Genomic DNA, 26,019 nt, shown 5'->3' with positions numbered 1-26,019 from the left:
AAAGCAGGTAAAACGGCAAGCGTGGCGAGGTTTGGCCGCAATGCCCATGCCGTGTAACGGAAGAAGGTAAGACTTTAAAATGAATGGTAGTTCGAGATTTCAGAGCGCGGTTTCAGTCCTGGCAATTTCTGCCAGTGTTATGACTTCTGCCGGAACCATGGTGCTTGCTTCCTCGAGCTACGCCGAAGCTGCTGTCATTCGCCAGATTGATGTCCGTGGCGCTGATCGCATCGGATCGGAAACCGTCCGGTCCGCACTGACGATCGTGCCAGGCAAGGACTTCTCCAATGCGGATATCGATACGTCGATCAAGCGTCTTTATGCGACGGGCTTTTTCTCCGACGTACGTGTGTCGGTGTCGGGCGGCACGCTGGTAGTTGTGGTCAATGAAAATCAGTTGATCAACCAGATCGTCTTCAACGGCAATCGCAAGATCACGGACGAGAAGCTTATCCTGCTCGTCAAGAGCAAGCCGCTCGGTCCCTATAGCGAGTCGATGATCGAGGCCGATCTTCAGTCGCTGCGTAGCGCTTATGCTGATATCGGTCGTTCGGATGTGCAGATCACCACGCAGACGGCGCCTGTCGGCAACGGTCGCGTGAATCTCGCTTTCGTGATCAACGAAGGCGACCGCACCAAGATCGACCAGATCAATTTTACCGGTAACAATCACTACAGCGCGACCCGCTTGCGCTCACTGATCATTACCAAGGAATCCGGTCTCTTTTCCTTCATTACCCGCAAGGATATCTACAACGAGGACAAGTTGCGTGCTGACGAAGAGTCGCTGCGCCAGTTCTATTACAATCACGGCTACGCCGATTTCCGCGTGCTTTCCTCGAATGCCGTTCTTGATCCTGCGACCAATGAGTACGTGATCACCTTCGATGTCGATGAAGGCGAGCGCTACACGTTTGGTCCGGTCAATGTCGAGAGCACGGTCGAGGGCGTCGATGCTGCCGAGTTGCAGGGACTGACGGAAAGCCGTGAAGGCAAGACCTATCGGGCGAAGGATGTGCAGGCGTCGATCTCCGAGATTTCCAAGCGCGTCGCATCGGCCGGATATCCGTTCGCTCGCGTGACACCGCGCGGCAACCGCGACATGGCATCCAAGACGATCTCGGTCGACTATCTCGTGGACCAGGGTGAGCGCGGCTATGTCGAACGCATCGAGATCCGTGGCAATACATCCACTCGTGACTACGTCATTCGCCGCGAATTTGATCTGAGCGAAGGCGACGCCTTCAACCAGGAAGCGATTTCGGAGGCGAAGCGCCGCCTTGAACGCCTCGGCTACTTCCAGACGGTCAACATTTCCACGCAGCCGGGCAGTGCACCTGACCGCGTCGTGATCATTGTCGACGTCGTCGATCAGTCGACCGGCACGTTCGGCATCGGCGCAGGCTACGCAACCGGCGGCGAAGGCTTCATCCTCGAAGCTTCGGTGGAAGAGAAGAACTTCCTCGGTCGTGGTCAGTTTATTCGCGTTTCCGCGAGTGGTGGCGCTGTGACGCGTAACTACAATATCTCGTTCACGGAACCCTACTTCCTCGGTTATCGTCTGGCAGCCGGCTTCGATCTGTTCAGGAACGAAAATCAGCTCTACGACAACTACAGCTACGCTGATCAGGGTTTCTCGCTGCGCGTGTCGGCTCCGATCAACAACGATCTGTCGACGACTGTTCGCTACAACTACAAGGAAGTCGACTATACGTCTGACAATATCCGGGCTCTGTCGCAGCCTTACCAGGAAGTCGTTAAAGGTAGCCCGTGGTTGACGTCGTCGGTCTCGAACTCCTTCAACTACAACACGCTTGATACCGCCATTCTGCCGCATGAGGGCATTGTTGCGTCGATCACGCAGGAGTTGGCTGGACTTGGCGGCGACTCGGAATTCTACAAGCTGAGCGGCAAGGCGCGCGGTTACTACACTCTGTCTGACGAGATGGACGTCGTGGGCTCGCTCTCGGCAGGTGGCGGCCACGTCCTGTCAACGACAGGAAAGTCGCTCAACGTTTTCGATCAGTTCCAGCTCGACTCTGACGATATTCGTGGCTTCTCTGACACGGGTCTCGGCCCGCGCATGAGAAAGAACGACGACCCGCTCGGCGGCACGACCTACTTCACGGTGTCTGCTGAAGTAACCTTCCCGATGCCGGGCGTTCCGCAGGATGCCGGCTTCCGTGGCGGCTTCTTCCTCGACGCCGGCACGCTTTACGGCAATGACGTAAAGATCAAGTCGGGCAAGCCGCCGCAGGGTGTAGACATGTCCTTGCGTGCATCGGCGGGCGCCAGCGTGATCTGGGCTTCTCCGTTCGGCCCGCTGCGTGTAGACTATGCCGTGCCCTTCTTGAGGGAAGACTTCGACATCGTTCAGCGCCTGAAATTCGGCATTTCGACGTCGTTCTGATAATCTACGGTCCGGGGCGGCATCCAGGTGCCGGCCCCGGTATGGTGCATGATGACCCATTCGGAATTTTTTCCGCCTCATGGGGGTATGCGGCTTGACGATCTGGCCGCTGCCCTCAATTTGCGTTTGATCGACGAGAGCACTGGCGACAGGCTGGTCAAAGCGGTTTCCCCGATCTATCGCGCCAAGACAGGCGATATCTGTTATATTTTGTCGCGCAGGAGCCGCTCGGAATTCGAGACCTGCGAAGCGACCGCTGTGATCTGCGACCCGGCTCTGGCGTCGATTGTGCCGCCGCATGTTGCTGTTCTGGTCGGTGATAATCCGCACACCGCGTTTGCACGTGCCGGGGCATTGCTGCACCCGGATGCCATGCAGCCGATCGCCACGATTGCCGCTTCCGGAATCCATCCTTCAGCATACGTCGATCCCTCGGCCGTGCTCGAGGAAGATGTAACCGTCGAACCAATGGCTGTAATCGGAGCCAATGCGCGTATCGGGGCTGGCAGCTTCATCGGCGCCGGCGCTGTCATCGGCCAGAGCGTCAAGCTCGGACGAAACTGTTCGATTGCTGCGGGTGCAACCATCATCTGCGCCTATCTTGGAAATCGGGTCATCATTCATAACGGCGCTCGTATCGGCCAGGACGGTTTTGGTTACGCGCCGCATCGCGCCGGCATGGACAAGATCGTTCAGATCGGCCGCGTCATCATTCAGGACGATGTCGAGATCGGTGCGAATACCACGATCGACCGTGGCACGATGGATGACACGGTGATCGGCGAGGGCAGCAAGATCGATAATCAGGTCCAGATCGGCCACAACGTCCGCATCGGCCGGCATACCGCGATTGTCGCCAAGGTCGGCATAGCCGGCAGCGCCCGTATCGGCGATGGCGTGCAGATCGGCGGCGCGACCGCCATCAAGGGACATATTACCATCGGCGACGGTGTACAGATCGCCGCTTTTAGTGGTGTGACATCAGACATTCCTCCAGGTGAGAAATATGGTGGGATACCCGCCCGGCCGATCAAAGCCTTTCTCCGTGACATGGCGGAAATCATGATGAAATCGGATAGAACCAAAGGGGGACCGAAGTAGATGGCAGAGGATGACAAGAAAACCCTCAATGCGGTTGATATCATCGGGATCATGAAGCTCCTGCCGCATCGTTATCCATTTCTCCTGATCGACAAGATTATCGAGATCGATGGCGACGATTCTGCAATCGGCATCAAGAACGTGACCTTCAACGAACCGCAGTTCATGGGGCATTTCCCGGAAAATCCGATCATGCCAGGCGTGTTGCTGATCGAAGCGATGGCGCAGACGGCTGGCGCCATCTGCAGCCTTCAGCGGGGTGGCGGCGCCAACCTCGTTTATTTCATGACGATCGACAATGCGCGGTTCCGCAAGCCGGTCGTTCCAGGCGACCAAGTGCATTTCCACGTCGTCAAGGAAAAGCAGCGCGGCAATATCTGGAAATATCACTGTGACGCAAAGGTGAATGGACAACTCGTCGCCGAGGCCGATGTTGGCGCGATGATGGTGTCCAAGGACAAGGCATGAGTAAGATTTCAAAATCCGCGCGCATCCATCCGATGTCGATCATCGAGGATGGCGCGGCTATTGGCGACAATGTTTCCATCGGCCCATTTTGCCATGTAGGACCCCATGTAACGCTGGGTGAAGGGGTCGAACTGATCAGTCATGTCGTTGTGGCTGGACGAACGACAATCGGCAAAGGAACGCGGATATTCCCGTCTGCTGTCATTGGTGCGGATCCTCAGAGCGTTCATCACGCAGGTGAGGAAACGACGCTAATCGTCGGAGAGAGAAACACGATTCGTGAAGGCGTCACGATGAACACCGGCACCGTCGGTGGCGGTGGTGCTACGATAGTCGGCAACGACAATCTCTTCCTGGCCTATTCGCATGTCGCCCATGACTGTAAACTCGGCAACAACATCATCCTCTCGAACAACGTGCTGCTTGCCGGCCATGTAACCGTGGAAGACCGCGTGATTCTGGGCGGAGGCTCTGCCGTCCACCAGTTCGTGCGTATAGGTCGCCAGGCATTCGTTGGCGGCCTTTCTGGTGTTGCCTATGATGTGATCCCCTACGGAATGCTGAATGGCAATCCCGGCGTCCTGAACGGCTTGAACGTTGTTGGCATGACCCGTGCCGGTATTGCACGCGAAACCATCCACCGCGTTCGCAGGGCCTACAAGGAAATATTCGAAGCCGATGTCGCCGTTCGCGCGGCAGCTGCGAGCGTCCGTGATAATTATCTCGATTGCCCCGAGGTCATGGAAATTCTGGATTTCATTGCGGCGGAATCCGATCGGGCGCTTTCTTCGCCGAACCGATCCGGCCGATCCTGACGGAGATGGTCCATGGTCGGTAATCGCGCGGCGGGCCGGTTGGCGATTATCGCAGGCAGCGGCAAACTCCCGCGTTATGTTGCCGAGGCGGCGCGAGCGCGCGGAGACGAGCCCTTCATATTTGCGTTGAAGGGCGAGTCGACTGCAGACTGGGCGGACTTCGAGCATATCATCATCGGTCTTGGTGATATCGTGCTGTTTCGGAAAATGGCCGCAGACCTCAATATACTCCGAATTATCATGTCGGGTGCGGTGTCGCGACGGCCGCCGTTCGCTGAAATACGGCTGGGACTTTCCTCCCTGCTAAAATTGCCTTCAGTTATCCGCAAGCTGGTTGCTGGCGGGGACAATACCGTCCTGACCGGCGTCATCGAACTGTTGGAAAATGGTGAGCGCAAGGTGATCAGCGTCCAGGACGTCGCGCCTTCGTTGCTGGCGGAGACCGGCACGATCGGAAATCATCAACCCGACAGCGATAGTCTCAAGGATATTGCCGTTGCTGCGAGGGCTGCACGAATGATCGGCACGCTCGATATCGGGCAGGGCGCAATCGCGGTTGGCGGCCGTGTGGTGGCGCTCGAGGGGCCTGAGGGGACGGATGCGATGATCGCGCGCGTTGGCGCTCTGAAGGACGCGGGCAAAGTATCGGCCCATCGCCGCGGTGTTTTGGTGAAGCTCTGCAAACCCCAGCAGGATGTACGCGTGGATCTGCCATCCGCCGGTTTGGCTACGCTTGAGAATGCAAGGGCCGCCGGTCTTGCCGGTGTCGCACTCGAGGCCGGACGCTCGCTGCTGCTCGATGTCGAGGCGGTGAAGGCCTATGCGGACAAGCACGGCATGTTTGTCTACGGCATCGACCCCGATGCGCCGGAGCTTGGCGGTTGAGCGCCCCCCTCAAAGTCGCTGTCATAGCAGGCGAGTCGTCAGGCGACCTGTTGGGAGCGGATCTGGTTGCGGCGCTCCGCAGTCAAGCAGATCGCGAGATCGAACTGGTGGGCGTCGGCGGGCCGGCGCTGACTGCGGCCGGTATGCAATCCCTGTTCGATTTTGCCGAATTGTCGATAATGGGCGTGACGGCTGTTCTTAAGAAACTGCCGCGTTTGGTGCGATTGATCGGCAAGACAGCCGATGAAATCGTGAAAGCCGAGCCAGATGTCCTTGTTATCATTGACAGCCCCGACTTTACCCATCGTGTCGCCAGAAAGGTGCGGGAGAAGCTCCCGAATCTGCCCATCGTCAATTATGTTTGCCCAAGCGTCTGGGCCTGGAAGGAATACCGCGCCAAGGACATGCTCGGCTATGTCGATCATGTGCTTGCGGTGTTGCCCTTCGAGCCGGAGGTCATGGCAAGGCTTGGAGGGCCGCCGACGACCTATATCGGTCACAGGCTTCGCAGCCTGGAACGGCTGCTTGAGGCGAGGGCAGAGGTGGAGAGCCGAAGGGCGGCTGGACAAACACCGGTTCCAGCCATCGCGTTGCTGCCGGGTTCTCGCGGCGTGGAAATACGCAGGCTTCTGCCTTTGATTGGATCGACATTAAACGCCATGACGGCACGTGGAAGGCAATACCGCCTGCTGCTGCCTGCCGTACCGCATCAGGTGGCGCTTGTTCGAGGAATCGTCGCCGACTGGCCGCAGAAACCGGAGATCTTTGTCGGCGAATCCGAGAAGTGGGCGGCATTTTCTCAAGCCGATGCAGCACTTGCTGCCTCCGGCACCGTTCTGCTGGAGCTCGCTTTGACCGGTATTCCGGCGCTTTCGATCTACAAGACGGATTTCTGGATCAGGCTGGTGCTGAGCCGCATCAAGACATGGAGCGGTGCGCTTCCGAACCTGATTGCAGACTATCCCCTCATGCCGGAATATTTCGACGAGTTCATTCGTCCAGCAATGCTGGCGCGATCGATGGAGCAACTGGTCGCACCGACGCCGATGCGCGCGGCGATGCTGGCGGGATATCAGACTGTTTTCGACCGGATGCGAACGGAACGGCCGGCGGGCGATGCTGGTGCTGCCATCGTCCTCGATCTGGTCGCCAACAGGAAAGCTTCTCGGCCCTGATGCTAGTGTAATGCTGGGTGAGTGGAAGCAGCCGCGCTCAGCCCAGGCTAAAGTCTTTCCTCGTCATCGCCAGAAGACGCGTACGCAAGGCGGAAAGATCGGTTGCTTCGTCGCCATCCGCCCTCAGCAGGTATGCGACCCAGACGCCGTCGGCTGCCAGCCGCGCTATTTCCAGATGAGGTTCGTGATCAGTATCACTATAACGTTCAAGCCTTGTCCTTAGCCATTCAGACCAGAGACAGCGCAAAGCTGGATCCGTTATAGAGGTGGCGTACAGAGCAGCCCATGCTTCCTTGTATATCGAATTAGCTTCATGGTCAGTGAAGACGGTCTCGATATAGGCTCTGGTGAAGCTGCCTTTGGGCTCGTCATCCCTGGCGATCAATGCCGTGATTTCTGCGTCTAGCTGCTCCAGGAAATCACCAAATACAGCCTCCACCAGAGTTTGCTTGGTCGGGAAGTGATGCATCAGGCCTCCCTTCGTTACGCCAGCTGCATCGGAGACAGCTTGTATCGTGACGCCTGACAACCCCTTTTCCACCGCGAGCCGCGCGGCACAATCCAACAGCGTTCGTCGCAGCAGCTCTGGTTGCTTCTTGCGTTTGTGTGCGTTTCCCATGGTCAATGCGACATCGAGCTGGAAAAGCCGTTCAGCAGCACCACTCCACCGACGATCATCGCAATTCCGGCTATCGCAGATATGTCCAGCGTCTGGCCGAAGACGACCACGCCGATGATGGCCGTCAGGACTATGCCAACGCCACCCCAGACAGCGTAGGCCACGCCGAGCGGAATCACCTTCAGCGCTTGCGACAGAAAGAAGAATGAACTCGCATAAAACGCTGCCATGGCAAGGGTGGGTACAAGCCTGGTGAATTGCACGGACTTCATCAGGAAGGATGTGCCGGCAATCTCGCAGACAATGGCAACAGCAAGGGATCCATAGGCAATCAAGGCGGGGTTCATTAGTGTGCTCTCCGAGTTGACCTAAATATACCATACGGATGGTATGTTTCAAGTGGTCGCCAGCTTTCGCCAATCGCATCGAGGGACGCGACTGGATGGCGTCTCAGCATGGAGCATGGAACGGACCAAACAATAAAAGAACCCCGCACACTTTGCGGTGCACGGGGAGCTATCAACTTACATCAAAACCATCTGAATGGCTGCCAGATGGCAGCTTTTAGCGCTTGGAGACCGGGACGTAGTCGCGGGTCGGAGCGCCGACATAGAGCTGGCGCGGACGGCCGATGCGCTGCTGCGGGTCTTCGATCATTTCGTTCCACTGCGCGATCCACCCGACGGTGCGGGCAAGCGCGAACAATACGGTGAACATTTCCGTGGGGAAGCCCATCGCCTTCAGTGTGATGCCCGAATAGAAATCGATGTTCGGGTAGAGCTTCTTTTCGATGAAGTACTCGTCCGACAGCGCGATGCGCTCGAGTTCCATGGCGACTTCAAGAAGCGGATCGTCCTTGACGCCAAGTTCGCCGAGCACTTCATGCGTGGTCTTCTGCATGATCTTGGCCCGCGGGTCGTAATTCTTGTAGACGCGGTGACCGAAGCCCATCAGGCGGAACGGGTCGTTCTTGTCCTTGGCCTTGGCGATGAAGTGAGGAATGCGATCGACAGAGCCGATTTCGGCAAGCATGGTCAGCGCTGCTTCGTTGGCGCCGCCGTGTGCAGGACCCCAAAGGCAGGCAATGCCGGCTGCAATGCAGGCAAACGGGTTGGCACCGGAAGAGCCGGCCAGACGCACGGTAGACGTGGAAGCGTTCTGCTCATGGTCGGCGTGCAGGATGAAGATGCGGTCCATGGCGCGCGCAAGCACCGGGTTGACCACATATTCTTCGCAAGGAACGGCAAAGCACATGCGCAGGAAGTTGGACGCGTAATCGAGATCGTTCTTCGGATACACGAATGGCTGGCCGACATGGTACTTGTAGGCCATTGCGGCAATCGTCGGCATCTTGGCGATCATGCGCAGGCTGGCGATCATGCGCTGCTTCGGATCGGTGATGTCGGTGGAGTCGTGATAGAAGGCCGACAACGCGCCGACGCAGCCGCACATAACAGCCATCGGATGGGCATCGCGGCGGAAGCCGGTGAAGAAGCGGCTCATCTGCTCGTGCACCATCGTGTGATGCGTCACACGGTAGTCAAAGTCCGCCTTCTGGGCGGCGTTTGGCAGTTCGCCATAAAGGAGCAGGTAGCAGACTTCGAGGAAATCGCCGTGCTCGGCCAGCTGTTCAATCGGATAGCCGCGATGCAGGAGAACGCCTTCGTCGCCGTCGATGAACGTGATCTTCGATTCGCACGATGCGGTGGACGTGAAGCCGGGATCATAGGTGAACATGTTGGTCGCTTTGTAAAGCGGCGTAATGTCCATGACGTCAGGGCCAATGGTCCCCGATCGCACCTGGAGATCCACCTGCTTGCCATCAATCGAGACAACCGCTTTCTTATCAGCCATGATTTCCTCCATTCAGGAACGGCGGCAGCCACAAAACTGCCATGATTGTTACGCGGGCTTTTGCTATATGATTTCCCGGATCATGCCAAGCAATTCCGGACTGCATTGTTGCATTGCCATATCGGCTTTTGGCACTGCAGCACCGGGAAATCAAAGAGATTCGTTGACTGAAAATAGTTTAATCGATTGAACACCCGGGCCGCCAACAGCGCATTCGTTCCATTCGCATAACGGTTGCTAAATCCAATCTTTGGTTGCAGAATTATGGCCAGAGGTCGGAAAAATCATGGTCGTTGGAACGGGCGAAAAGGTTGCTGTGCGGGGTGGTTCGGCATTCGGAACGGATGCCCAACTCGACATACTTCCGGGAGCATTCCATGTCGCCGGCGAAGTCACCAACAGCGCCAACGACCTAGCAGAAAACGGCAACCCAGCGCGTGCGTTCCTCCAACGGTTGCGGCAAGGCGTTGCTACGGGGCTAGCAGAGGAACGTGAATACGGACATTTTTTCTTTTGGACACCGGTTTGCATGGGCATCGGCGCGGTTGGCTGGTTTGGCGCCAGCCAGGCGCCGGCGCTCTCCGGCCTGCTTCTCATCGTCTCCATTTCACTGATCTGCCATGTGTTGGCGGGGCATTTTCGGCCTGTCATCAGAGGCCTGTCGCTGATGCTGGCGTTCGCGTGTTTGGGGGCTCTGCTTGCGGCCTGGCAAACACACCGCAGTGATGTGCCGGTGCTGGATTCGGCCGTGACGACAACTGTGAGAGGGATAGTCCGCGGGAAGGAGGTCGATTCCAATGGGCGGTGGAGATACGAAATCCAGCTGATCGAGACGGAACGACCGCATCTGAAAAGGCCACCTGCATTGATCAGGGTGACTTCGCGAGGGTCTGGTACGGACTTCGATCTTGGCGCCGGCATCGAGGGCAGGACCCGCCTGTCTCCGCCTTCCGGCCCGGCGCTCGCGGGGTTGAACGACTTCGCCTTCGATGCGTATTTCGATGGGGTCGGTGCCTTCGGATATTTCTATGGCGATCCCCAGCAGTGGAGTGCGCCATCCGCCGGAGTGAATGCGCGAAGCTCCTTGTTTGACGTCAGGCAGGCTCTTGAGGCCCTGCGCAACCATATCAGCGGCCGGATCAAGACTGTTCTTCCAGGCGACACAGGTGCCTTTGCTGCTTCGATGGTAACTGACGACCGGCGTGCGCTTTCCAAACAGGCTGCCGAAGCGCTGCGCAGCGCGGGTCTGGCCCACATTATCGCCATCTCCGGGCTCAACATGGCGCTGGCTGCCGGGATTTCGTTTGTCGGACTGCGCCTCTTGTTGAGTCTCTCGCAAGAAATAGCCCACCGCTGGCCAGTCAAAAAGATAGCCGCGGTCGGAGCGCTGCTCTGCGTAACCGGCTATTATCTGATCTCCGGCTTTGCGGTGTCGGCCGAGCGGGCCTTTATCATGATGGCCATCATGTTGACAGCCGCGCTGGTCGGCCGGCCATCCATCAGCCTCAGGAACGTGGCGCTGTCTGCCCTTGTCATCCTCATACTCACACCGTCGGCGGTGATGGGACCGGGATTTCAGATGTCGTTTGCCGCGACGCTGGCGCTGGTTGCTGGTTATGCTGCCTGGCAGCAGCGTGCGCTTGCAACGTTTCCCTTCGCCGGCATCCCGCTGTTTCGCAGGGTTGAGCCGATCTGGCATTTTGCGGTCGGGATCTTCATGACGTCGCTGATCGGCGGGCTTTCCACGGCGCTTTACTCCATCGAGCATTTCTATCGGATCGCTGCCTGGGGATTGCCGGCAAACCTGATTGCGATGCCGGTCATCTCCTTTATCGTGATGCCGACTGGACTTGCCGCGCTTGTTCTGATGCCGTTCGGCCTGGACTGGCCCTTTCTCGTTGTCATGGGGTGGGGACTCGACGTTGTGCTGGCCGTGGCGACGTGGGCTGCGTCCCTGAGCGGTGACATTGTCATCGGACGTATCCCGGGATGGCTCTTTATCGGCGTGACTGCAGGGTTGATCGTGATGGCGATCATGCGCTCCCATCTTCGTTTTCTCGGTGCGGGGTTTGTCGGCCTGCTGCTGGCGATATTCATGCTCCTGCCGAGCAAGCCTTTGCCATTGTTGCTGATATCGGAGGATGGCGAACTCGCAGCAATCGTCAGCAATGGCAGAGTTGCCGTATCAAGGGAGCGACCTTCGTCTTTCATTGTCGAGCAATGGCAGCGCGCGCTCAGGATAGATACCCTGTTGAAACCCGCTAAGGCGGATGAAACGGCAGCACCCGCTGTCGTGGACGGTGAGCGGCAGCGACTAACCCCGCAGCAATTGACAGTCGCCCGAAAGGAGATTGTCGGATCATTCCGATCCGGCCTCGCCGGACGCTTTACATGCCTTCCGAAACATTGGTGTGCTGCGAGCACCGAAAGCGGATTCAGGCTCGTGGTGGCGGAGAACGGTGGCTATGCGGGCATTGCTTGCGAACTGGCCGATATCGTCGTGACGCCGGCCCGGCTGAAATGGGATACGTGCCGATCCGGTGCACGGCTGTTTACCGGAGAAACCCTTCGCCGCAGCGGCGCCATCGAAATCCACGGCGACGCCTACACTGCACCCGAGGACCTCAAGGTAATCGGCGCATTTACAGCGCAGCACCGGCCCTGGGGCCGCCACAGGCTTTACGATTGGCGGACAGACACGTTTGTTGCGCCTTAGACGATGTCGCGCAAAAGCAGGATCGGACATGCCGATCCGGCGGGCAGGGCAGCAGCCCCCGGCGGCCGAACAATAAGGGCGTCCGAATTTGCGAAGATCTTCATCTGCGACGAATCCTGCTTGCCATAGGAATGCGCTTCAAGCGTGCCGTCGGCTCTGCGTATCACACGAGCACGCAGATAGTCCTGGCGGTGATCGTTTGCCGCCAGATTGGTTCCAGTGACGGCACTCCGTTCGCGGGCAGGCTGCGGCAGGCGGGCGAGCTTGGCGATCAGTGGTTCAAGAAACAGCAACGCGCAGACCATGCTGGAGACCGGATTGCCCGGCAGGCCGAGGACGTGAGTATCCCCGAGCGAACCGACCATCAGCGGTTTGCCAGGCCGCATGGCGATCCGCCAGAAATCCAGCACCATCCCCAGCCCCTTCAGCGTCGACTGCACGAGGTCGTGATCTCCGACCGAGGCGCCGCCCAATGTCACGATCACATCGGCCTTCGCGTCGGTTGCGGCACGTACGGCCGCCGAGATTGCCGCTGTATCATCCGGAACTATGCCGAGATCGAGAACGTCAGCGCCCGCACTCTGGGCCAGGGCAGCGATCGCAAAGGTGTTCGATGCCACGATCTGATGTTCGCCGAGCACAGCCCCTGGCGGCACCAGTTCGCTGCCGGTGGCGATGAGCGCGACAAGCGGCTTGCGATAGACAGTGACTTCAGGATGGTTCATCGCCGCCGCAACCATCAGCCGGCCTGGGTCGAGAATGTCTCCAGCATGCAGGATGAATTCGCCCTGGCTGAAATCCTGACCGCGCGGGCGGATATGCCGACCCGATGCAACCGAAAACGTATTCTCGATCACGCCGCCGGGATGAAGTGTCGCATCTTCTTGCAGCAGAACCGCGTCGGCCCCTGCCGGAACAGGCGCGCCCGTGAAAATACGCACCGCTTCGCCCGGCTGAATTTCTCCAGCAAAACCTTTGCCCGCCGCAGACTCTCCAATGACGCTGAGCCGCGTGCCGATGGAGGCGACATCTGCCGACCTGACGGCATAGCCGTCCATGGCCGACGCATCGAACGGTGGCTGGGTAAGTCGGGCGGCAACCTCTGTCGCCAACACACGCTGATTGGCCGACATCAACGGCACAGTTTGCGTCGCATCAATCGGTTTTGCGGCGTTCAACAACCGTGCAACAGCGTCAACAACCGGCAACAGTGCCATCAACCTTCCAAGCCCGCGCGCATAAAATTGCCGGACTTGCCTCCCGATTTGCTTTTCAGCCTGACGTCGATGATTTCCATTGCCTTGTCGGCGGCCTTGGCCATGTCATAGATCGTCAGACATGCGATCGAGACGGCGGTCAGTGCTTCCATTTCGACGCCTGTCTTGCCAGTCAACTTGACCATGGCCTCGACACGCAAGCCCGGCAGATCCGCATCGGGCGTAATTTCGACGCTGACCTTGGAGACTGCAAGTGGATGGCAGAGCGGAATGAGTTCGGACGTCTTCTTGGCGGCCATGATTCCGGCGACCCGCGCGACCCCGATCACATCGCCTTTCTTGGCGTTGCCTTCCAGGATCAGGGAAAGCGTCTCGGCCTTCATGCGAACGGCGCCTTCTGCCACAGCGACGCGTGTCGTGTCCGCCTTGTCGCCGACATCGACCATGTTGGCCTCGCCGTCCTGATCTATGTGCGTCAGGCCGGATTTCATCGTCATTCTGCTGCCGCCACGCCGGCCGCTTCGCCGGTCAGCAGTTCCCGGGTTGCGGCTGCCACATCCTGCTTGCGCATCAGGCTTTCGCCGACGAGGAAGGTGCTGATGCCGCTCTTCTGCAAGCGCAGGCAATCCTGATGGGTAAAGATGCCGCTCTCGCCGACCAGCAAGCGATCGTCGGGCACCATCGATGCCAGCCGCTCCGATGTCACCAGATCCACGTCGAAGGTCCGGAGATTACGGTTGTTGACACCGATCATCCGCGACGACAGTTTCAGCGCACGTTCCGTTTCCGCTTCGTCATGCACCTCGATCAGCACATCCATGCCGAGTTCGAAGGCGGTATCTTCAAGTGCCTTGGCTTCGTCATCGGTCAGCGAAGCCATGATGATCAGGATGCAATCGCCGCCCCAAGCGCGTGCCTCATAGACCTGGTAAGGCACGAACAGGAAATCCTTGCGCAGCGCCGGCAGGCCGCAGGCCGCGCGAGCATCCGTCAGAAACTCCGGTGCGCCCTGGAAACTCGGCGTGTCCGTGAGGATGGACAGGCAAGCTGCGCCGCCGGCCTCGTAGGCCTGCGCCAGCGAAGGCGGGTCGAAATCAGGACGGATGAGCCCCTTGGACGGGCTTGCCTTCTTGATTTCCGCAATCAGGCCGAACTTGCCTTGTTCCTTCCTCGTCACAAGTGCGTCGAGAAAGCCGCGCGGCGGGGAATTTCCGGCGATGCGCGCCTTGAGGTCTGCTATCGACACGGAGGCCATCGCAGCGGCAATTTCCTTGCGCTTGTATGCCTCGATCTTGCGAAGAATGTCGGTCATGGCCTCTAACCTCAGCTGTTGGAGACGGCAATCAGCCTGTCGAGTGCTGCCTTGGCGGCGCCGCTGGTGATGGATTGCTCGGCGAGTTTGACGCCTTGCATGATATCGGACGCCTTGCCCGCGACAATCAGGGCTGCGGCTGCATTTGCCACGGAAATGTTGCGATAGGCGTTCTGGGCGCCTTCCAGAACCGCTTTCAGGGCCGCTGCATTGTGTTCGCCGTCACCGCCTCTGATATCGGCCAGCGTGATCTCGGCCATGCCGAAATCACTCGGCTGCAGCGTAAATTCTCGGATCTCGCCGTTTTCGAGCGCAACCACATCGGTCGGGCCGGTCAGGGTGATTTCATCGAGACCACTGCCGTAGACGACCCAGACATGAGTCGAGCCGAGGCTCTTCAGTACCTCTGCCATAGGGCGCAGCCACTGGCGGTCGTAGACGCCAAGCAATTGGCGTTTTGCGCCCGCTGGATTGGAAAGAGGTCCCAGCAGGTTGAAGATTGTCCGGGTACCTAACTCGACGCGGCTAGGCCCTACAAATCGCATCGCAGAATGGTGCGCTTGGGCGAACATGAAGCCGATGCCGGCATCAACTATGCAGCGTTGAGTGGCGTCGGGTGAAATGTCCAGCTTTACACCCAGGGCCGACAACGCATCGGCGGTGCCGGACTTCGAACTGACGGCACGATTGCCATGCTTTGCAACAGGCACGCCGCAGCCGGCGACGATCAACGAGGCGAGTGTCGAAATGTTGTAGGTGTGGGCGCCATCACCACCGGTGCCGACGATATCGACGGCGCCTTCCGGCGCCTGGACCTTCAGCATCTTCGAGCGCATCGTCATGACGGCGCCGCGGATTTCGTCGACCGTTTCGCCGCGAACCCTCAGGCCCATCAGAAGAGCCCCGATCTGGGTTGGCGTGGCTTCGCCCGACATCATGATGTCGAATGCCTCGCACGCCTCTTCGGCGGTGAGGGGCGTGCCGCTTGCGATCTTTGCAATATGCGCTTTCAAGTCCGGCATTCGCTCGCCCCCCGGGTTTCAGTGCCTTAGCGAACCATCAACTGGCTTGCGAGTGTGCGGTTGAGCGTGACGCCATATTCGGCCTGCAACTCGTTGACGAGTTGGTCGAGGATGTCATCGCCGGCGGCATTCGCTAGCGTCTTGATACGCTGCGATTTGTCATCAAGCGCATCCACGCTGCCGTTTTCATTCACTTCGGTCACTTGCAGGATAATGCGGTTTTCTCCGCCTGCACCCGGCGCGCTGGTGACGAAGCCGTCGGCGCCGCCAAATGCTGCATTGATCGCCGATGTACCGAGGACAGCGTCATCCATGCCGCGCTGGATCCCGGTCTTTGTTTCGACTGCGATCTTCAGCTCTGCGGCAATGTCCGACATCTTCGCGCCCTTGGTGAGCTGGCCTGCTACGCCCTCGGCCTTTTTGGAAAGGGCAAGCTTCTGCTGTTCCGATGTCCAGTCCGTCGTCACCCGATCCTTGACCTCGTCGAGGGTGCGGTCGCGCGCTTCGGTGATGTCGTTGACTTCGAACCAGACGTAGCCGCCATTATCGATCGTCAGAGGCAACGCCTCGACACCGGGCTCGGTCTTGAATGCTTCTGCGATCAGCTTGTCGCGGTTCGGCAGATCCTTGATATCGACACCCTTGGGATCGAGACCGGTTGCGTCCACTGCATCGATTGCAGTCGACTTCAGCTGCAGCTGTGATGCGACTTCCGCCAGCGATGCACCGGATGCGCGAGCATCCTCGAAGCGATCATAGACGCTCTGGATTTCGTCATTGGCCAGCACCAGCGCCAGCTGCTCACGGATGGCGTCCTTGACGTCGTCGAGGCCCTTGACGACTTCCGGACGGATATTGGTAACGCGCAGGATAACCGGGCCGAGCAGGCCGTCGGTAACCGGCGTCACGCCGTCGTCATTCTTGACCGCGAATGCCGCTTCAGCCATCGCCGGGGTCGGCATCTTGTCCTTGGTGAAATCGCCAAGCAGGACATCGGTCGCTGTCTTGCCCTGTTCGGTCACCAGCTGCTCGAAGGCGGTGCCAGCGGCAAGCTTGGCAGCTGCGGCATCGGCAGAGGCCTTGTCGGCAAATGTCAGCTGCTCGATCGTCCGGGTCTCGGGTGTGCGATAGGTGTCCTTGTGCTTTTCGTAGTCCTGCTTGATCTGGTCGTCCGATATGGCCGACTTGTCGGCGATATCGACGGGCTCAAGCTTGACATAGGTAATCTTGCGATACTCAGGCGCCTTGTACTTGGCCTTGTTGTCGGCAAACCACTTGTCGAGCACATCGGCGGTCGGCGGCTGCACAGGCTCGATATTGGCATCGGTCAGGATCAGATAGTCGATGCTGCGCCGCTCGTCGGCATAGGCCGTCAACGCATCAGTCAGCGTCTTGGGTGCTTCGAAGCCATTGGCAATCGCATCGGCGATCTGGCTGCGGACGGCTTCCTTCGACTTCAGCGTCAGGTAGTCCTCGGCGCGGATACGTGCGCTGTAGAGTCGCTGCTCCATAAGCTGACGGCTGAAGGCCCCACGGTCGTCCCGGAAAGCCGGGTCGTCCTGGATCAGTTGCAGAAGGCGGTCTTCCGACAGGCCAAGCTTCATGTTGGTCGCGAGCTGATCAAGCGCGGCACCGGAAATGAGCTGGCTGATTACCGAATTCTCGATACCGAAAAGCTTGGCCTGTTCAAGGTTGAGCTGCTGGCCGAAGCGGCGTGACATGTTTGCCATGGCGCTGTTGAAGGTAATCTGGAACTCGGTGTTAGAGACCTTCTGGTCGCCGACGGTCACCACGGCGTCGGTGGTCGAGGAGAACATCGAACTGTGCACGCCCCAGATACCAAATGAGGCGACGAGCAGAGCCATCAGTCCTTTTGCGACCCAGCTCCTGCTTGCTTTTCTCAGACTCTCGAGCATCTCTTCCTCAACATTTCCTGTTCCGACTTGCGGCAAACATAAACGGCATTGCACGCCTGCAATCTGCAAAGCGTGCGAGAGTGTAGGCTTTTAGACGGGGGGGAGGCGGAGTGGCAAGTTTATTTTTGGAACAGACGCCAGACGCTGGCGGCGACGTCAATTCACAAGACTAGTCTTCGCTCTGGCTTTACAAAAATATTATAGTATGATTTTTAATCCATGCTGCCCAGTTGCAGCGATTTTTGGGAGGAAATCATGAAACTCGTCAGAGCACTCGCGAGTGCCACGGCACTTGCCGTCACCATATTTGCCGCATCACAGGCTTCTGCACTCACGGTCGGCTTTTCTCAGATTGGGTCTGAATCAGGCTGGCGCGCCGCCGAGACGACGGTCACCAAGCAGGAAGCCGAAAAACGCGGCATCGACCTGAAGTTTGCCGATGCGCAGCAGAAGCAGGAAAACCAGATCAAGGCGCTGCGGTCGTTCATCGCTCAGGGTGTGGACGCCATCTTCGTCGCTCCGGTTGTCGCCACCGGATGGGACGATGTTCTCGGGGAAGCCAAAGACGCCGGCATTCCGGTCCTGCTGCTTGATCGTACAGTCGACAGCGACAAGAGCCTTTATCTGACCGCCGTCACATCCGATCTCGTCCATGAAGGAAACGTCGCCGGCAAGTGGCTGGCCGATACCGTGAAGGACAAGGACTGCAACATCGTCGAACTGCAGGGTACGACGGGTTCGTCCCCCGCGATAGACCGCAAGAAGGGCTTCGAACAAGGCATCGAAGGTCATGCGAACCTCAAGATCATCCGCAGCCAGACCGGTGACTTCACCCGCACCAAGGGCAAGGAAGTCATGGAAAGCTTCCTGAAGGCGGAGAACGGCGGAAAGAACATCTGCGCGCTCTATGCCCATAACGACGACATGGCTGTCGGCGCCATCGAAGCGATCAAGGAAGCGGGCCTCAAGCCCGGGACCGACATTCTGGTCGTGTCGATCGACGCGGTTCCGGATATCTTCAAGGCAATGGCAGCGGGCGAAGCCAATGCAACCGTCGAACTGACCCCGAACATGGCCGGTCCGGCTTTCGATGCGCTCGACGCGTATCTGAAGGACAAGAAGGAGCCTCCGAAGTGGATCCAGACCGAATCCAAGCTCTACACGGCTTCTGACGATCCGATGAAGGTCTATGAGCTGAAAAAGGGTCTCGGCTACTAATCGTTCCTCTGATCATTCAAGACTGGGACCGCTGTGACATGGCGGTCCCATTCCGGCTCGACGTCGATCGATTGCGCCGGCGGCCGGAAAGTGTGACGATCGCCTCGTTGCAGCTTCATTCGGCAAGGGGACCATATGATGCCTGACGGCCAAGACTTCATTCTTGAAGCGACATCCATTTCCAAGCAGTTCCTCGGGTCGGCGGCGCTGAACAACATCGATTTTGCCTTGAAGCGCAGCGAGGTGCATGCGCTGCTCGGCGAAAACGGCGCTGGAAAATCCACCCTGATCAAATGCCTTACCGGCGCGTATCACCGTGACAGCGGTACTATGGCGCTTGACGGCGCCAGCATCGATCCGCGCGATACTCTCCAAGCGCAGTCATTGGGCATCGGCACCGTCTATCAGGAGGTCAATCTCCTGCCCAATCTATCGGTTGCGGAAAACATCTTCATCGGTCGCCAGCCGATGCGCTTCGGCATGATTCGCACAGCCGAAATGAACATTCGCTCGCGCCAATTGCTGGCACAATACGGTCTCGATATCGACGTCAGGCTGCCGCTTTCAAATTTCTCTGTGGCGGTCCAGCAGATCGTTGCAATCGCACGTGCGGTGGATCTTTCCGGCAAGGTGCTGATCCTGGACGAGCCGACCGCGAGCCTCGACACCCGCGAGGTGGACATCCTGTTCGGGATCGTCAGGGATATCAAGAAACGCGGATTGGGCATCATTTTCATCACCCATTTTCTTGAGCAGGTCTATGCGATTTCCGACCGGATTACCGTTTTGAGAAACGGTCGACTGGTGGGAACACGTGAAACCGCCTCGCTCGAACGCAAGGACCTCGTGGCAATGATGCTGGGGCGCGAACTGAGCGAGGAGACGCTTCACGCTGCCGAGCATACCGCGAGCGCAGGAAAAACACGCTTCCGGTTCAAGGGCGTGGGTCGCAAAGGCCGCATCGAGCCGTTCGATCTCGATATTGCCGAAGGCGAGGTGGTCGGTCTTGCGGGCCTATTGGGCTCCGGACGCACGGAAACCGCCGAAGCAATGTTCGGCGCAAGACCTGCGGACCAGGGCGAAGTGGAGATTGATGGTCGAACCGTGTCGATCGGTTCGCCCCATTCTGCCATTGCACACGGTCTCGGTTTCTGCCCGGAGGATCGCAAGACCGATGGCATCATCGGCGATCTCTCGGTGCGCGAAAACATCATTCTGGCACTGCAGGCGCGCAAGGGCTGGGCACGCCCTTTGGGGCGTGCTGAGCAGAATGCCCTTGCCGACCGCTACATTGAAGCGCTTGATATCCGCACCGACGGTCGAGAAAAACCGATCAAGCTGCTTTCGGGCGGCAATCAGCAGAAGGCGATCCTGGCGCGCTGGCTGGCCACAGATCCACGCCTCCTGATTCTGGATGAGCCGACCCGCGGCATCGATGTGGGGGCGCATGCCGAAATCATCAAGCTGATCCGGGACCTGTGCGCCAAGGGCATGTCTCTTGCCGTTATCTCGTCGGAAATTGAGGAGCTCGTGGCTTACAGTTCGCGGATCCGGGTGTTGCGGGATCACCGGCATGTCGCGGAACTGAAGGGCGCACAGATGACGGCTGGCGGCATCATCGATGCCATTGCCGCCACGCATGGAGAAGAGGGCAACGCATGAACGGCAAATACGGGCGTCTCTTCAGGCGGCTGCTTCCCCAGATCATTACGCTTATCGTTGTGCTTGTCCTCAACGTGCTGCTGTTTCCGGACTTCTTCAACATTTCGCTGCAGAACGGACGACTGTACGGCAGCGTGATCGATGTGCTGAACCGGGGCGCACCCGTGGCGCTGGTGGCGATCGGGATGACGCTGGTGATTGCCACCAAGGGCATCGATCTGTCGGTGGGTGCCATAGTCGCCATATGCGGCGCCGTCGCTGCGGCCTCAACCGTTGCTGGCCACTCCATCGCCTATACGCTCACGCTCGCACTGTTGACCGGCATCGCTTGCGGGTTCTGGAACGGCTTTCTCGTTTCGGTCCTCAATATCCAGCCGATTGTCGCCACTCTGGTCCTGATGGTCGCCGGCCGTGGCATCGCGCAATTGATTACCGAGGGCGCGATCCTCACCTTTACCGACGATAGCCTGATCTTCATCGGCAGCGGTACTGCGTTTCATCTGCCGATGCCCGTGGTGATCTGGGTGCTGTTCGGTGCGGTTGTAACACTCATCGTTCGCAGGACCGCACTTGGTTTGCTGGTCGAGGCGGTCGGCATCAACAGGCACGCGAGCCAACTTTCCGGTGTCCGCACGACCGCGCTGCTGATGGGCGCCTATATGCTTTCCGGCCTCTGCGCTGCCATTGCCGGCTTGATTGTTGCCGCCGACATCAAGGGCGCGGATGCGAACAATGCCGGCTTGTGGCTTGAGTTGGATGCGATCCTTGCAGTGGTGGTTGGCGGCAACTCGCTTCTTGGAGGAAGATTCAGCATCATCGGGTCGCTGCTGGGTGCAATGATCATTCAGGCCATCAACACCGGTATCCTGACCTCGGGCTTCCCCCCCGAATACAACCTCATCATCAAGGCCGTCATCATCGTGACCATTCTCGTCATCCAGTCACCCCGCATCGGTGATGTCGGCGCGTTGATCAAGCTGATCAAGCCTGGGCAAACCGTTGGCAAGGGTTCCCACCAATGAAGACGAAATACCTTCCGCTGTTTGCCACGATCCTGATTTTTATTATCGCGTATGCACTTTGCATCGCCCAGTTTCCGAACATGCTGTCAACGCGGGTAGTGGGCAACCTGTTGACGGACAATGCCTTCCTTGGAATCGCCGCCGTCGGTATGACCTTCGTCATCCTGTCGGGCGGTATCGATCTGTCCATAGGCTCGGTGATCGCCTTCACCGGCGTGCTGATCGCGGTGCTGCTGCGCGACACCGGCATGCATCCGATCGTTGTCTTCATCATTGCGCTTGCTATCTCTACGGCGTTCGGCGCGGTGATGGGAGCGATCATCCATTACCTCGAGATGCCTGCCTTCATCGTGACGTTGGCCGGGATGTTTCTGGCGCGGGGAATGTCCTTCGTGCTGTCGATCGACTCGATTCCCATTTCCCATCCCTTCTATGGAACCCTCAAATCCTTCTATTGGAAGATGCCGGGCGGTGGACGGCTGACCTTCATTGGTGTGCTTATGCTGCTGGTGTTCGCAGCCGGGATCATCATCGCGCATCGGACCCGTTTCGGAACCAACGTCTATGCGCTAGGTGGCGGAGCTCAGACAGCCAAGCTGATGGGTGTATCCGTGTCGCGGACTACCGTTCAGATCTATGCACTTTCGGGCTTTCTCGCCGGCTTGTCGGGAATTGTCTTTTCGCTTTACACATCAGCAGGCTACGCTCTAGCGACGGTTGGGGTAGAGCTGGACGCGATCGCGGCCGTGGTTATCGGAGGGACCTTGTTGACCGGAGGGGCGGGTTTTGTTGCCGGCACGCTGGTTGGCATATTGATTCAAGGCCTTATTCAGACATACATCACCTTTGATGGGACACTTTCGAGTTGGTGGACAAAAATAGCGATCGGGCTTTTGCTGTTCGCTTTCATCTTGATGCAGAAGGGAATCCTGCTGCTTTCAAGGTCCGAAAGGAGCGCATAACGGGGAGGGGATACTTTGCGAAGAGGCGTATTGGAGACTGTCATTTCTGGGCGGAAGACGAGGACCAGCCACGCGCAGGTCGTCGACGAGCTCGGTCGCGCCATCATCGCAGGCGAATACCCGGTGGGGGCGACCTTGCCGGGTGACCTCGACCTCGCTCAGCGCTTCAAGGTCTCCAGAACGGTTTTGCGCGAGGCCATGAAGACGCTGGCCGCCAAGGGTCTTATCGTCCCACGCGCCAGGATCGGCACGCGCGTGACGCCGAAAAACCAATGGAACCTTTTCGATGGCGACGTGCTGACATGGCATTTCCACAAGGGCGTGGACCTGGAGTTCCTGACCCATCTCAGCGAAATTCGCCTGGCGTTCGAACCCGCTGCCGCAAGTCTCGCAGCGACCAATGCCACGGACGAGGATGTCAAACAGCTTTACACTCTGGCCGCTGAAATGAGTGAGTCCACACACACACCGGAGACGCTGGCTCTGGCGGACCTGAAGTTTCATCTCTGCGTTGCCGAAGCATCGCGCAACCCGTTCATGCGGACCGTCGGCAGCCTGATCGAGGCGGCGCTTGTAGGCGTCTTCAAGCTTAGTTCGCCTGCATCCGGAGAGAGCCGCAGGGAGGAAGTGTCAGAGGCGCATACGCGGATCGTCGATGCGATTGCCGCCCATGATGTCGACGGCGCGGCCGAAGCGATGCGCAAGGTCATCATCACCGGACGCGAACGCGTGAAGGTTGCGCTCGAAGAACATTAGAGCAGAGGCAACACAATTCGGTATGGTCGCGGATCGTGGCTTGAACTCGGAGGTTCATGCCTCTAGTTTGGGGTCAATTGAAATTGGCTGGCCCAACTTGTGTTTGAAATACTGATCATTTTTATCCTGCTCCTGATCAACGCGTTTTTCGCGATGTCGGAGATGGCAATCGTCTCTGCCAGCAAGCCACTCCTCAGACAAAAAGCCAAACAGGGTGATGCCCGCGCGGTCACGGCATTGCGCCTGGCGGAGGATTCGGGAACCTTTCTGTCCACGGTTCAGGTCGGAATCACGCTCGTGGGAATCCTGACAGGCATCTATGGCGGTGCCTCGATTACCGAAAAGCTGGGACCCAAGCTCAATCTGTTTCCACTTTTCGAACCTTATGGCCATGCATTGGCTGGCGCGATCGTGGTCGTGGGTATTACCTATTTTTCGGTGATCATCGGCGAACTCATCCCCAAGCAACTGGCGTTGAGGCATGCCGAATCGGTGGCGATGTTTGTTGGCCGGCCGATGTACATTCTCTCTAGGATCACGGCGCCCGTGGTCTATCTGTTCGAAAAGTCAGGCAAACTCTTGTTGCGACTGCTGGGTATGGTGGGCAGCGACAGCGAAGAGGTGACAGAGGCCGAGGTGCACGCGGTGCTGGCCGAAGGTGCCGAGAGCGGGGTTTTCGAAAAGAGCGAACACGAGATGTTGCGCCGGATCATCAGTCTGGCGGACAGGTCGGTCAAATCCATCCTCACCCATCGGACCGAAATGGTTTCACTTGATATCAAGGACAGTCTTGATGAGGTCATCGCCACGGTCAAGCGGGCCGGCCATTCACGGTATCCGGTCATCAACGGCGATACGGACTCTGTGATCGGAGCGGTTAGAGCCAAAGACATTCTGGCGGCGATGTCGGCCCCGCGTTCGTTCAATCTCAAGAGCTACGTCCAGGAAATGCCGACCATACCTGAAATGACGAACTGCCTGAAGGCGTTCGAGATTTTCAAGGCGTCGAACATCCACATGGCGATCATCGTCGACGAATACGGTTCGACTGAAGGTATCATCACTTCGGCCGACCTGCTCGAGGCGGTCATCGGCGTATTGCCGTCGAATTATGACGATGTCGATGATATTCAGATCCGCATGCGTGACGACGGCTCCTGGCTTATCGATGGCCGCACCCCCGTGCATGAAATGCAGCTGACATTCGGCTTCGACGAACTATCTACCGAGGACGGCTATGAGACGATTGCCGGTTTCGTCGTTCAGATGCTACGCAAGAACCCGCAGGAAGGCGATAAGTTCAATGCGTTCGGTTACACTTTCGAGGTCATCGACATGGATGGTCGCCGGATTGACAAGATCCTGATGGCCAAGGTCGGCGCCGGCGAGCCACAGGCATTCCTGGAATAGGCGCCCGAGTGACGGGAACGACGCTTGACGTGGCTTGAGTGTCGGATCTTTGCGCGATGCCGCTAAGCTGATATTTCGGTTGCGAGTTCTTGAGGGAGAATCGAAATGGCAGAGCGTATCCTCGCTGTGGTGCTGGCAGCCGGTGAGAGCACGCGGATGAAATCCGCGAAGTCGAAAGTCCTGCATACGATCGGCAATCTGCCGATGATTTCGCATGTCATGTTGGCGCTGGAGAAGACCGGCGTCGAGAAGGTGGCGCTGGTCGTCGGCCGAGATGCCGCTCCGGTCGTCCAGGCCGCTTCCAGTGGTACGCTTGCTGTGCAGCCGTTCGAGCAGAAGGAACGCCTTGGTACCGGACATGCGGTTCTTGCCGCCCGGGACGAAATCGAAAAAGGCTACGATCAGTTGCTGATCGCCTATGGCGATGCACCGCTGATCGGCGGTGCGCCACTTATCGAGGCGGTGGAAAAAGTTCGTGCCGGCCACGACGTTGCCGTGATCGGTTTTCGCACTCCAAAGCCAACTGGCTATGGCCGGTTGCTGGAGAAGGACGGCGAGCTGATTGCCATCCGCGAGGAAAAGGACGCGACGGCCGAGGAACGCCGCGTCGAGTTCTGCAACAGCGGACTGATGGCAATAGACGGCAGGAAAGCCGCGGCATTGCTGTCGAAGATCACCAACAACAACGTCAAGGGCGAATACTACCTGACCGACATCATCGAGGTTGTTCGCGCCGAGGGCGGCAAGGCAGCAACCGTCGAAGCATCGGTGGAGTCAGTGGCGGGTTGCAACAATCGCGCCGAACTCGCCGAACTCGAGGCAATATGGCAACGCAATCGCCGACACGAACTGATGCTGGCGGGCGTAACGATGATTGCGCCGGAAACCGTATTTTTGTCTCACGATACCGAAATCGGTGTCGATACGACCATAGAGCCGAATGTGATTTTCGGACCGGGCGTGAAAATCGAACGTAACGTCACCATCCATGCATTCTCTCATCTAGAGGGCGCTTACGTTACGGAAGGTGCGAGTGTAGGGCCTTTTGCGCGGCTTCGTCCCGGCGCAAATCTCGGCCGCAACGCCAAGGTCGGCAATTTCTGCGAGGTCAAGAAGGCCGACATCGGCGAGGGCGCCAAGGTCAATCACCTGAGCTACATTGGTGACGCCACGATCGGTCCACGCGCCAATATTGGCGCCGGGACGATTACCTGCAACTATGACGGTTTCAATAAATACGAGACGCGCATCGGGGCCGATGCGTTCATCGGCTCCAACAGTGCACTTGTCGCGCCGGTTTCTATCGGAGACGGTGCGCTGACCGCGTCCGGCAGTGTGATAACGTCAGACGTTCCAGCCGGTGCGGCTGCTTTTGGACGAGCCCGGCAATATGTCAAAGAGGGCTACGGCAGCGAAATCATGGCCAGAAACAAAGCCTTGAAAGAGTCGAAGAAGAAATAATCCTGTTAACGCAGGAAA

22 protein-coding genes are annotated in these 26,019 nt (G+C 58.4%); 14 read left to right on the top strand and 8 right to left on the bottom strand.

Annotated features, from left to right (window positions below):
• Positions 1–79 precede the first annotated feature (79 nt).
• Genes bamA through lpxB form a run of 6 tightly spaced genes read left to right on the top strand, consistent with a single transcriptional unit; the run spans position 80 to position 6,854 of the window.
• On the top strand, positions 80–2,410 hold the full coding sequence (gene bamA, locus JJB09_RS13290; RefSeq protein WP_201658666.1) for an outer membrane protein assembly factor BamA: 2,331 nt from the start codon (positions 80–82) through the stop codon (positions 2,408–2,410).
• A gap of 51 nt (positions 2,411–2,461) precedes the next feature.
• The gene (gene lpxD / locus JJB09_RS13285) at positions 2,462–3,511 is read left to right on the top strand and encodes a UDP-3-O-(3-hydroxymyristoyl)glucosamine N-acyltransferase (protein ID WP_201658940.1); all 1,050 of its coding nucleotides are present in this window, start codon (positions 2,462–2,464) and stop codon (positions 3,509–3,511) included.
• A complete protein-coding gene (gene fabZ, locus JJB09_RS13280) occupies positions 3,512–3,979 on the top strand; it encodes a 3-hydroxyacyl-ACP dehydratase FabZ (protein WP_201658663.1) in 468 nt (155 codons plus the stop codon).
• A complete protein-coding gene (lpxA, locus tag JJB09_RS13275; protein WP_201658660.1) occupies positions 3,976–4,794 on the top strand; it encodes an acyl-ACP--UDP-N-acetylglucosamine O-acyltransferase in 819 nt (272 codons plus the stop codon). Before fabZ ends, lpxA begins: the two co-directional genes overlap by 4 nt.
• A 12-nt stretch (positions 4,795–4,806) precedes the next feature.
• On the top strand, positions 4,807–5,679 hold the full coding sequence (locus JJB09_RS13270) for an LpxI family protein (RefSeq protein WP_201658657.1): 873 nt from the start codon (positions 4,807–4,809) through the stop codon (positions 5,677–5,679).
• A complete protein-coding gene (gene lpxB, locus JJB09_RS13265) occupies positions 5,676–6,854 on the top strand; it encodes a lipid-A-disaccharide synthase (protein WP_201658654.1) in 1,179 nt (392 codons plus the stop codon). Before JJB09_RS13270 ends, lpxB begins: the two co-directional genes overlap by 4 nt.
• A 37-nt stretch (positions 6,855–6,891) precedes the next feature.
• Here the strand turns inward: lpxB and JJB09_RS13260 are convergent, their stop codons facing one another.
• The 3 genes from JJB09_RS13260 to gltA all read right to left on the bottom strand — a co-directional run bounded on the left by JJB09_RS13260 (position 6,892) and on the right by gltA (position 9,327).
• Positions 6,892–7,473: a TetR/AcrR family transcriptional regulator gene (locus JJB09_RS13260; RefSeq protein ID WP_201658938.1), complete on the bottom strand. Its 582-nt coding sequence runs from the start codon at positions 7,471–7,473 to the stop codon at positions 6,892–6,894.
• A 2-nt stretch (positions 7,474–7,475) separates the two neighbouring features.
• Positions 7,476–7,820 carry a DMT family transporter gene (locus tag JJB09_RS13255; protein WP_201658651.1) on the bottom strand — a complete coding sequence of 115 codons (345 nt, stop codon included), beginning with the start codon at positions 7,818–7,820 and terminating at the stop codon, positions 7,476–7,478.
• 217 nt (positions 7,821–8,037) lie between these two features.
• Positions 8,038–9,327 (bottom strand): citrate synthase, encoded by a 1,290-nt coding sequence (gene gltA, locus JJB09_RS13250; protein WP_201658648.1) that lies wholly within the window; start codon positions 9,325–9,327, stop codon positions 8,038–8,040.
• Between the two features lie 286 nt (positions 9,328–9,613).
• Between gltA and JJB09_RS13245 the strand changes: the two genes are divergently transcribed.
• Positions 9,614–12,043, top strand: a complete 2,430-nt coding sequence (locus JJB09_RS13245) for a ComEC/Rec2 family competence protein (RefSeq protein ID WP_246748699.1) — start codon at positions 9,614–9,616, stop codon at positions 12,041–12,043.
• On the opposite strand, the gene JJB09_RS13240 is transcribed toward JJB09_RS13245, so the two are convergent.
• The 5 genes from JJB09_RS13240 to JJB09_RS13220 are packed head-to-tail and all read right to left on the bottom strand — an operon-like array spanning position 12,040 to position 17,510.
• Positions 12,040–13,260, bottom strand: coding sequence for a molybdopterin molybdotransferase MoeA (locus JJB09_RS13240; RefSeq protein WP_201658645.1), 1,221 nt, complete (start codon positions 13,258–13,260; stop codon positions 12,040–12,042). The genes JJB09_RS13245 and JJB09_RS13240 overlap by 4 nt on opposite strands.
• Positions 13,260–13,751 carry a cyclic pyranopterin monophosphate synthase MoaC gene (moaC, locus tag JJB09_RS13235; RefSeq protein WP_201658934.1) on the bottom strand — a complete coding sequence of 164 codons (492 nt, stop codon included), beginning with the start codon at positions 13,749–13,751 and terminating at the stop codon, positions 13,260–13,262. The genes JJB09_RS13240 and moaC overlap by 1 nt, the downstream gene beginning before the upstream one ends.
• A gap of 2 nt (positions 13,752–13,753) precedes the next feature.
• Entirely contained in the window at positions 13,754–14,572 is an 819-nt protein-coding gene (gene trpC, locus JJB09_RS13230) for an indole-3-glycerol phosphate synthase TrpC (protein WP_201658642.1), read from the bottom strand.
• A gap of 11 nt (positions 14,573–14,583) precedes the next feature.
• Complete coding sequence (gene trpD / locus JJB09_RS13225; protein WP_201658639.1) at positions 14,584–15,594, bottom strand: anthranilate phosphoribosyltransferase; 1,011 nt, start codon at positions 15,592–15,594, stop codon at positions 14,584–14,586.
• Between the two features lie 26 nt (positions 15,595–15,620).
• Positions 15,621–17,510, bottom strand: a complete 1,890-nt coding sequence (locus JJB09_RS13220) for a SurA N-terminal domain-containing protein (protein ID WP_201658637.1) — start codon at positions 17,508–17,510, stop codon at positions 15,621–15,623.
• A 255-nt stretch (positions 17,511–17,765) separates the two neighbouring features.
• Between JJB09_RS13220 and ytfQ the strand changes: the two genes are divergently transcribed.
• The 7 genes from ytfQ to glmU all read left to right on the top strand — a co-directional run bounded on the left by ytfQ (position 17,766) and on the right by glmU (position 26,001).
• Positions 17,766–18,728, top strand: coding sequence for a galactofuranose ABC transporter, galactofuranose-binding protein YtfQ (gene ytfQ / locus JJB09_RS13215; RefSeq protein WP_201658635.1), 963 nt, complete (start codon positions 17,766–17,768; stop codon positions 18,726–18,728).
• A 138-nt stretch (positions 18,729–18,866) separates the two neighbouring features.
• Positions 18,867–20,390 (top strand): sugar ABC transporter ATP-binding protein, encoded by a 1,524-nt coding sequence (locus JJB09_RS13210; RefSeq protein WP_425523724.1) that lies wholly within the window; start codon positions 18,867–18,869, stop codon positions 20,388–20,390.
• The gene (locus JJB09_RS13205; RefSeq protein ID WP_201658629.1) at positions 20,387–21,412 is read left to right on the top strand and encodes an ABC transporter permease; all 1,026 of its coding nucleotides are present in this window, start codon (positions 20,387–20,389) and stop codon (positions 21,410–21,412) included. Before JJB09_RS13210 ends, JJB09_RS13205 begins: the two co-directional genes overlap by 4 nt.
• A complete protein-coding gene (gene yjfF, locus JJB09_RS13200) occupies positions 21,409–22,374 on the top strand; it encodes a galactofuranose ABC transporter, permease protein YjfF (protein ID WP_201658626.1) in 966 nt (321 codons plus the stop codon). Before JJB09_RS13205 ends, yjfF begins: the two co-directional genes overlap by 4 nt.
• Positions 22,375–22,389: 15 nt before the next feature.
• Positions 22,390–23,130 (top strand): FadR/GntR family transcriptional regulator, encoded by a 741-nt coding sequence (locus JJB09_RS13195; RefSeq protein ID WP_201658623.1) that lies wholly within the window; start codon positions 22,390–22,392, stop codon positions 23,128–23,130.
• 99 nt (positions 23,131–23,229) lie between these two features.
• Positions 23,230–24,540 (top strand): CNNM domain-containing protein, encoded by a 1,311-nt coding sequence (locus JJB09_RS13190; protein ID WP_201658620.1) that lies wholly within the window; start codon positions 23,230–23,232, stop codon positions 24,538–24,540.
• 105 nt (positions 24,541–24,645) lie between these two features.
• Positions 24,646–26,001, top strand: coding sequence for a bifunctional UDP-N-acetylglucosamine diphosphorylase/glucosamine-1-phosphate N-acetyltransferase GlmU (gene glmU, locus JJB09_RS13185; RefSeq protein ID WP_201658618.1), 1,356 nt, complete (start codon positions 24,646–24,648; stop codon positions 25,999–26,001).
• The last annotated feature ends 18 nt before the right edge of the window (positions 26,002–26,019 follow it).

The organism is Phytoamicus setariae (genome assembly GCF_016722925.1).
GTDB classification, from domain to species: domain Bacteria; phylum Pseudomonadota; class Alphaproteobacteria; order Rhizobiales; family Rhizobiaceae; genus Rhizobium_E; species Rhizobium_E setariae.
Note: the sequence above shows the minus strand (reverse complement) of the source record. Positions and strands in the feature narration are given on the sequence as shown.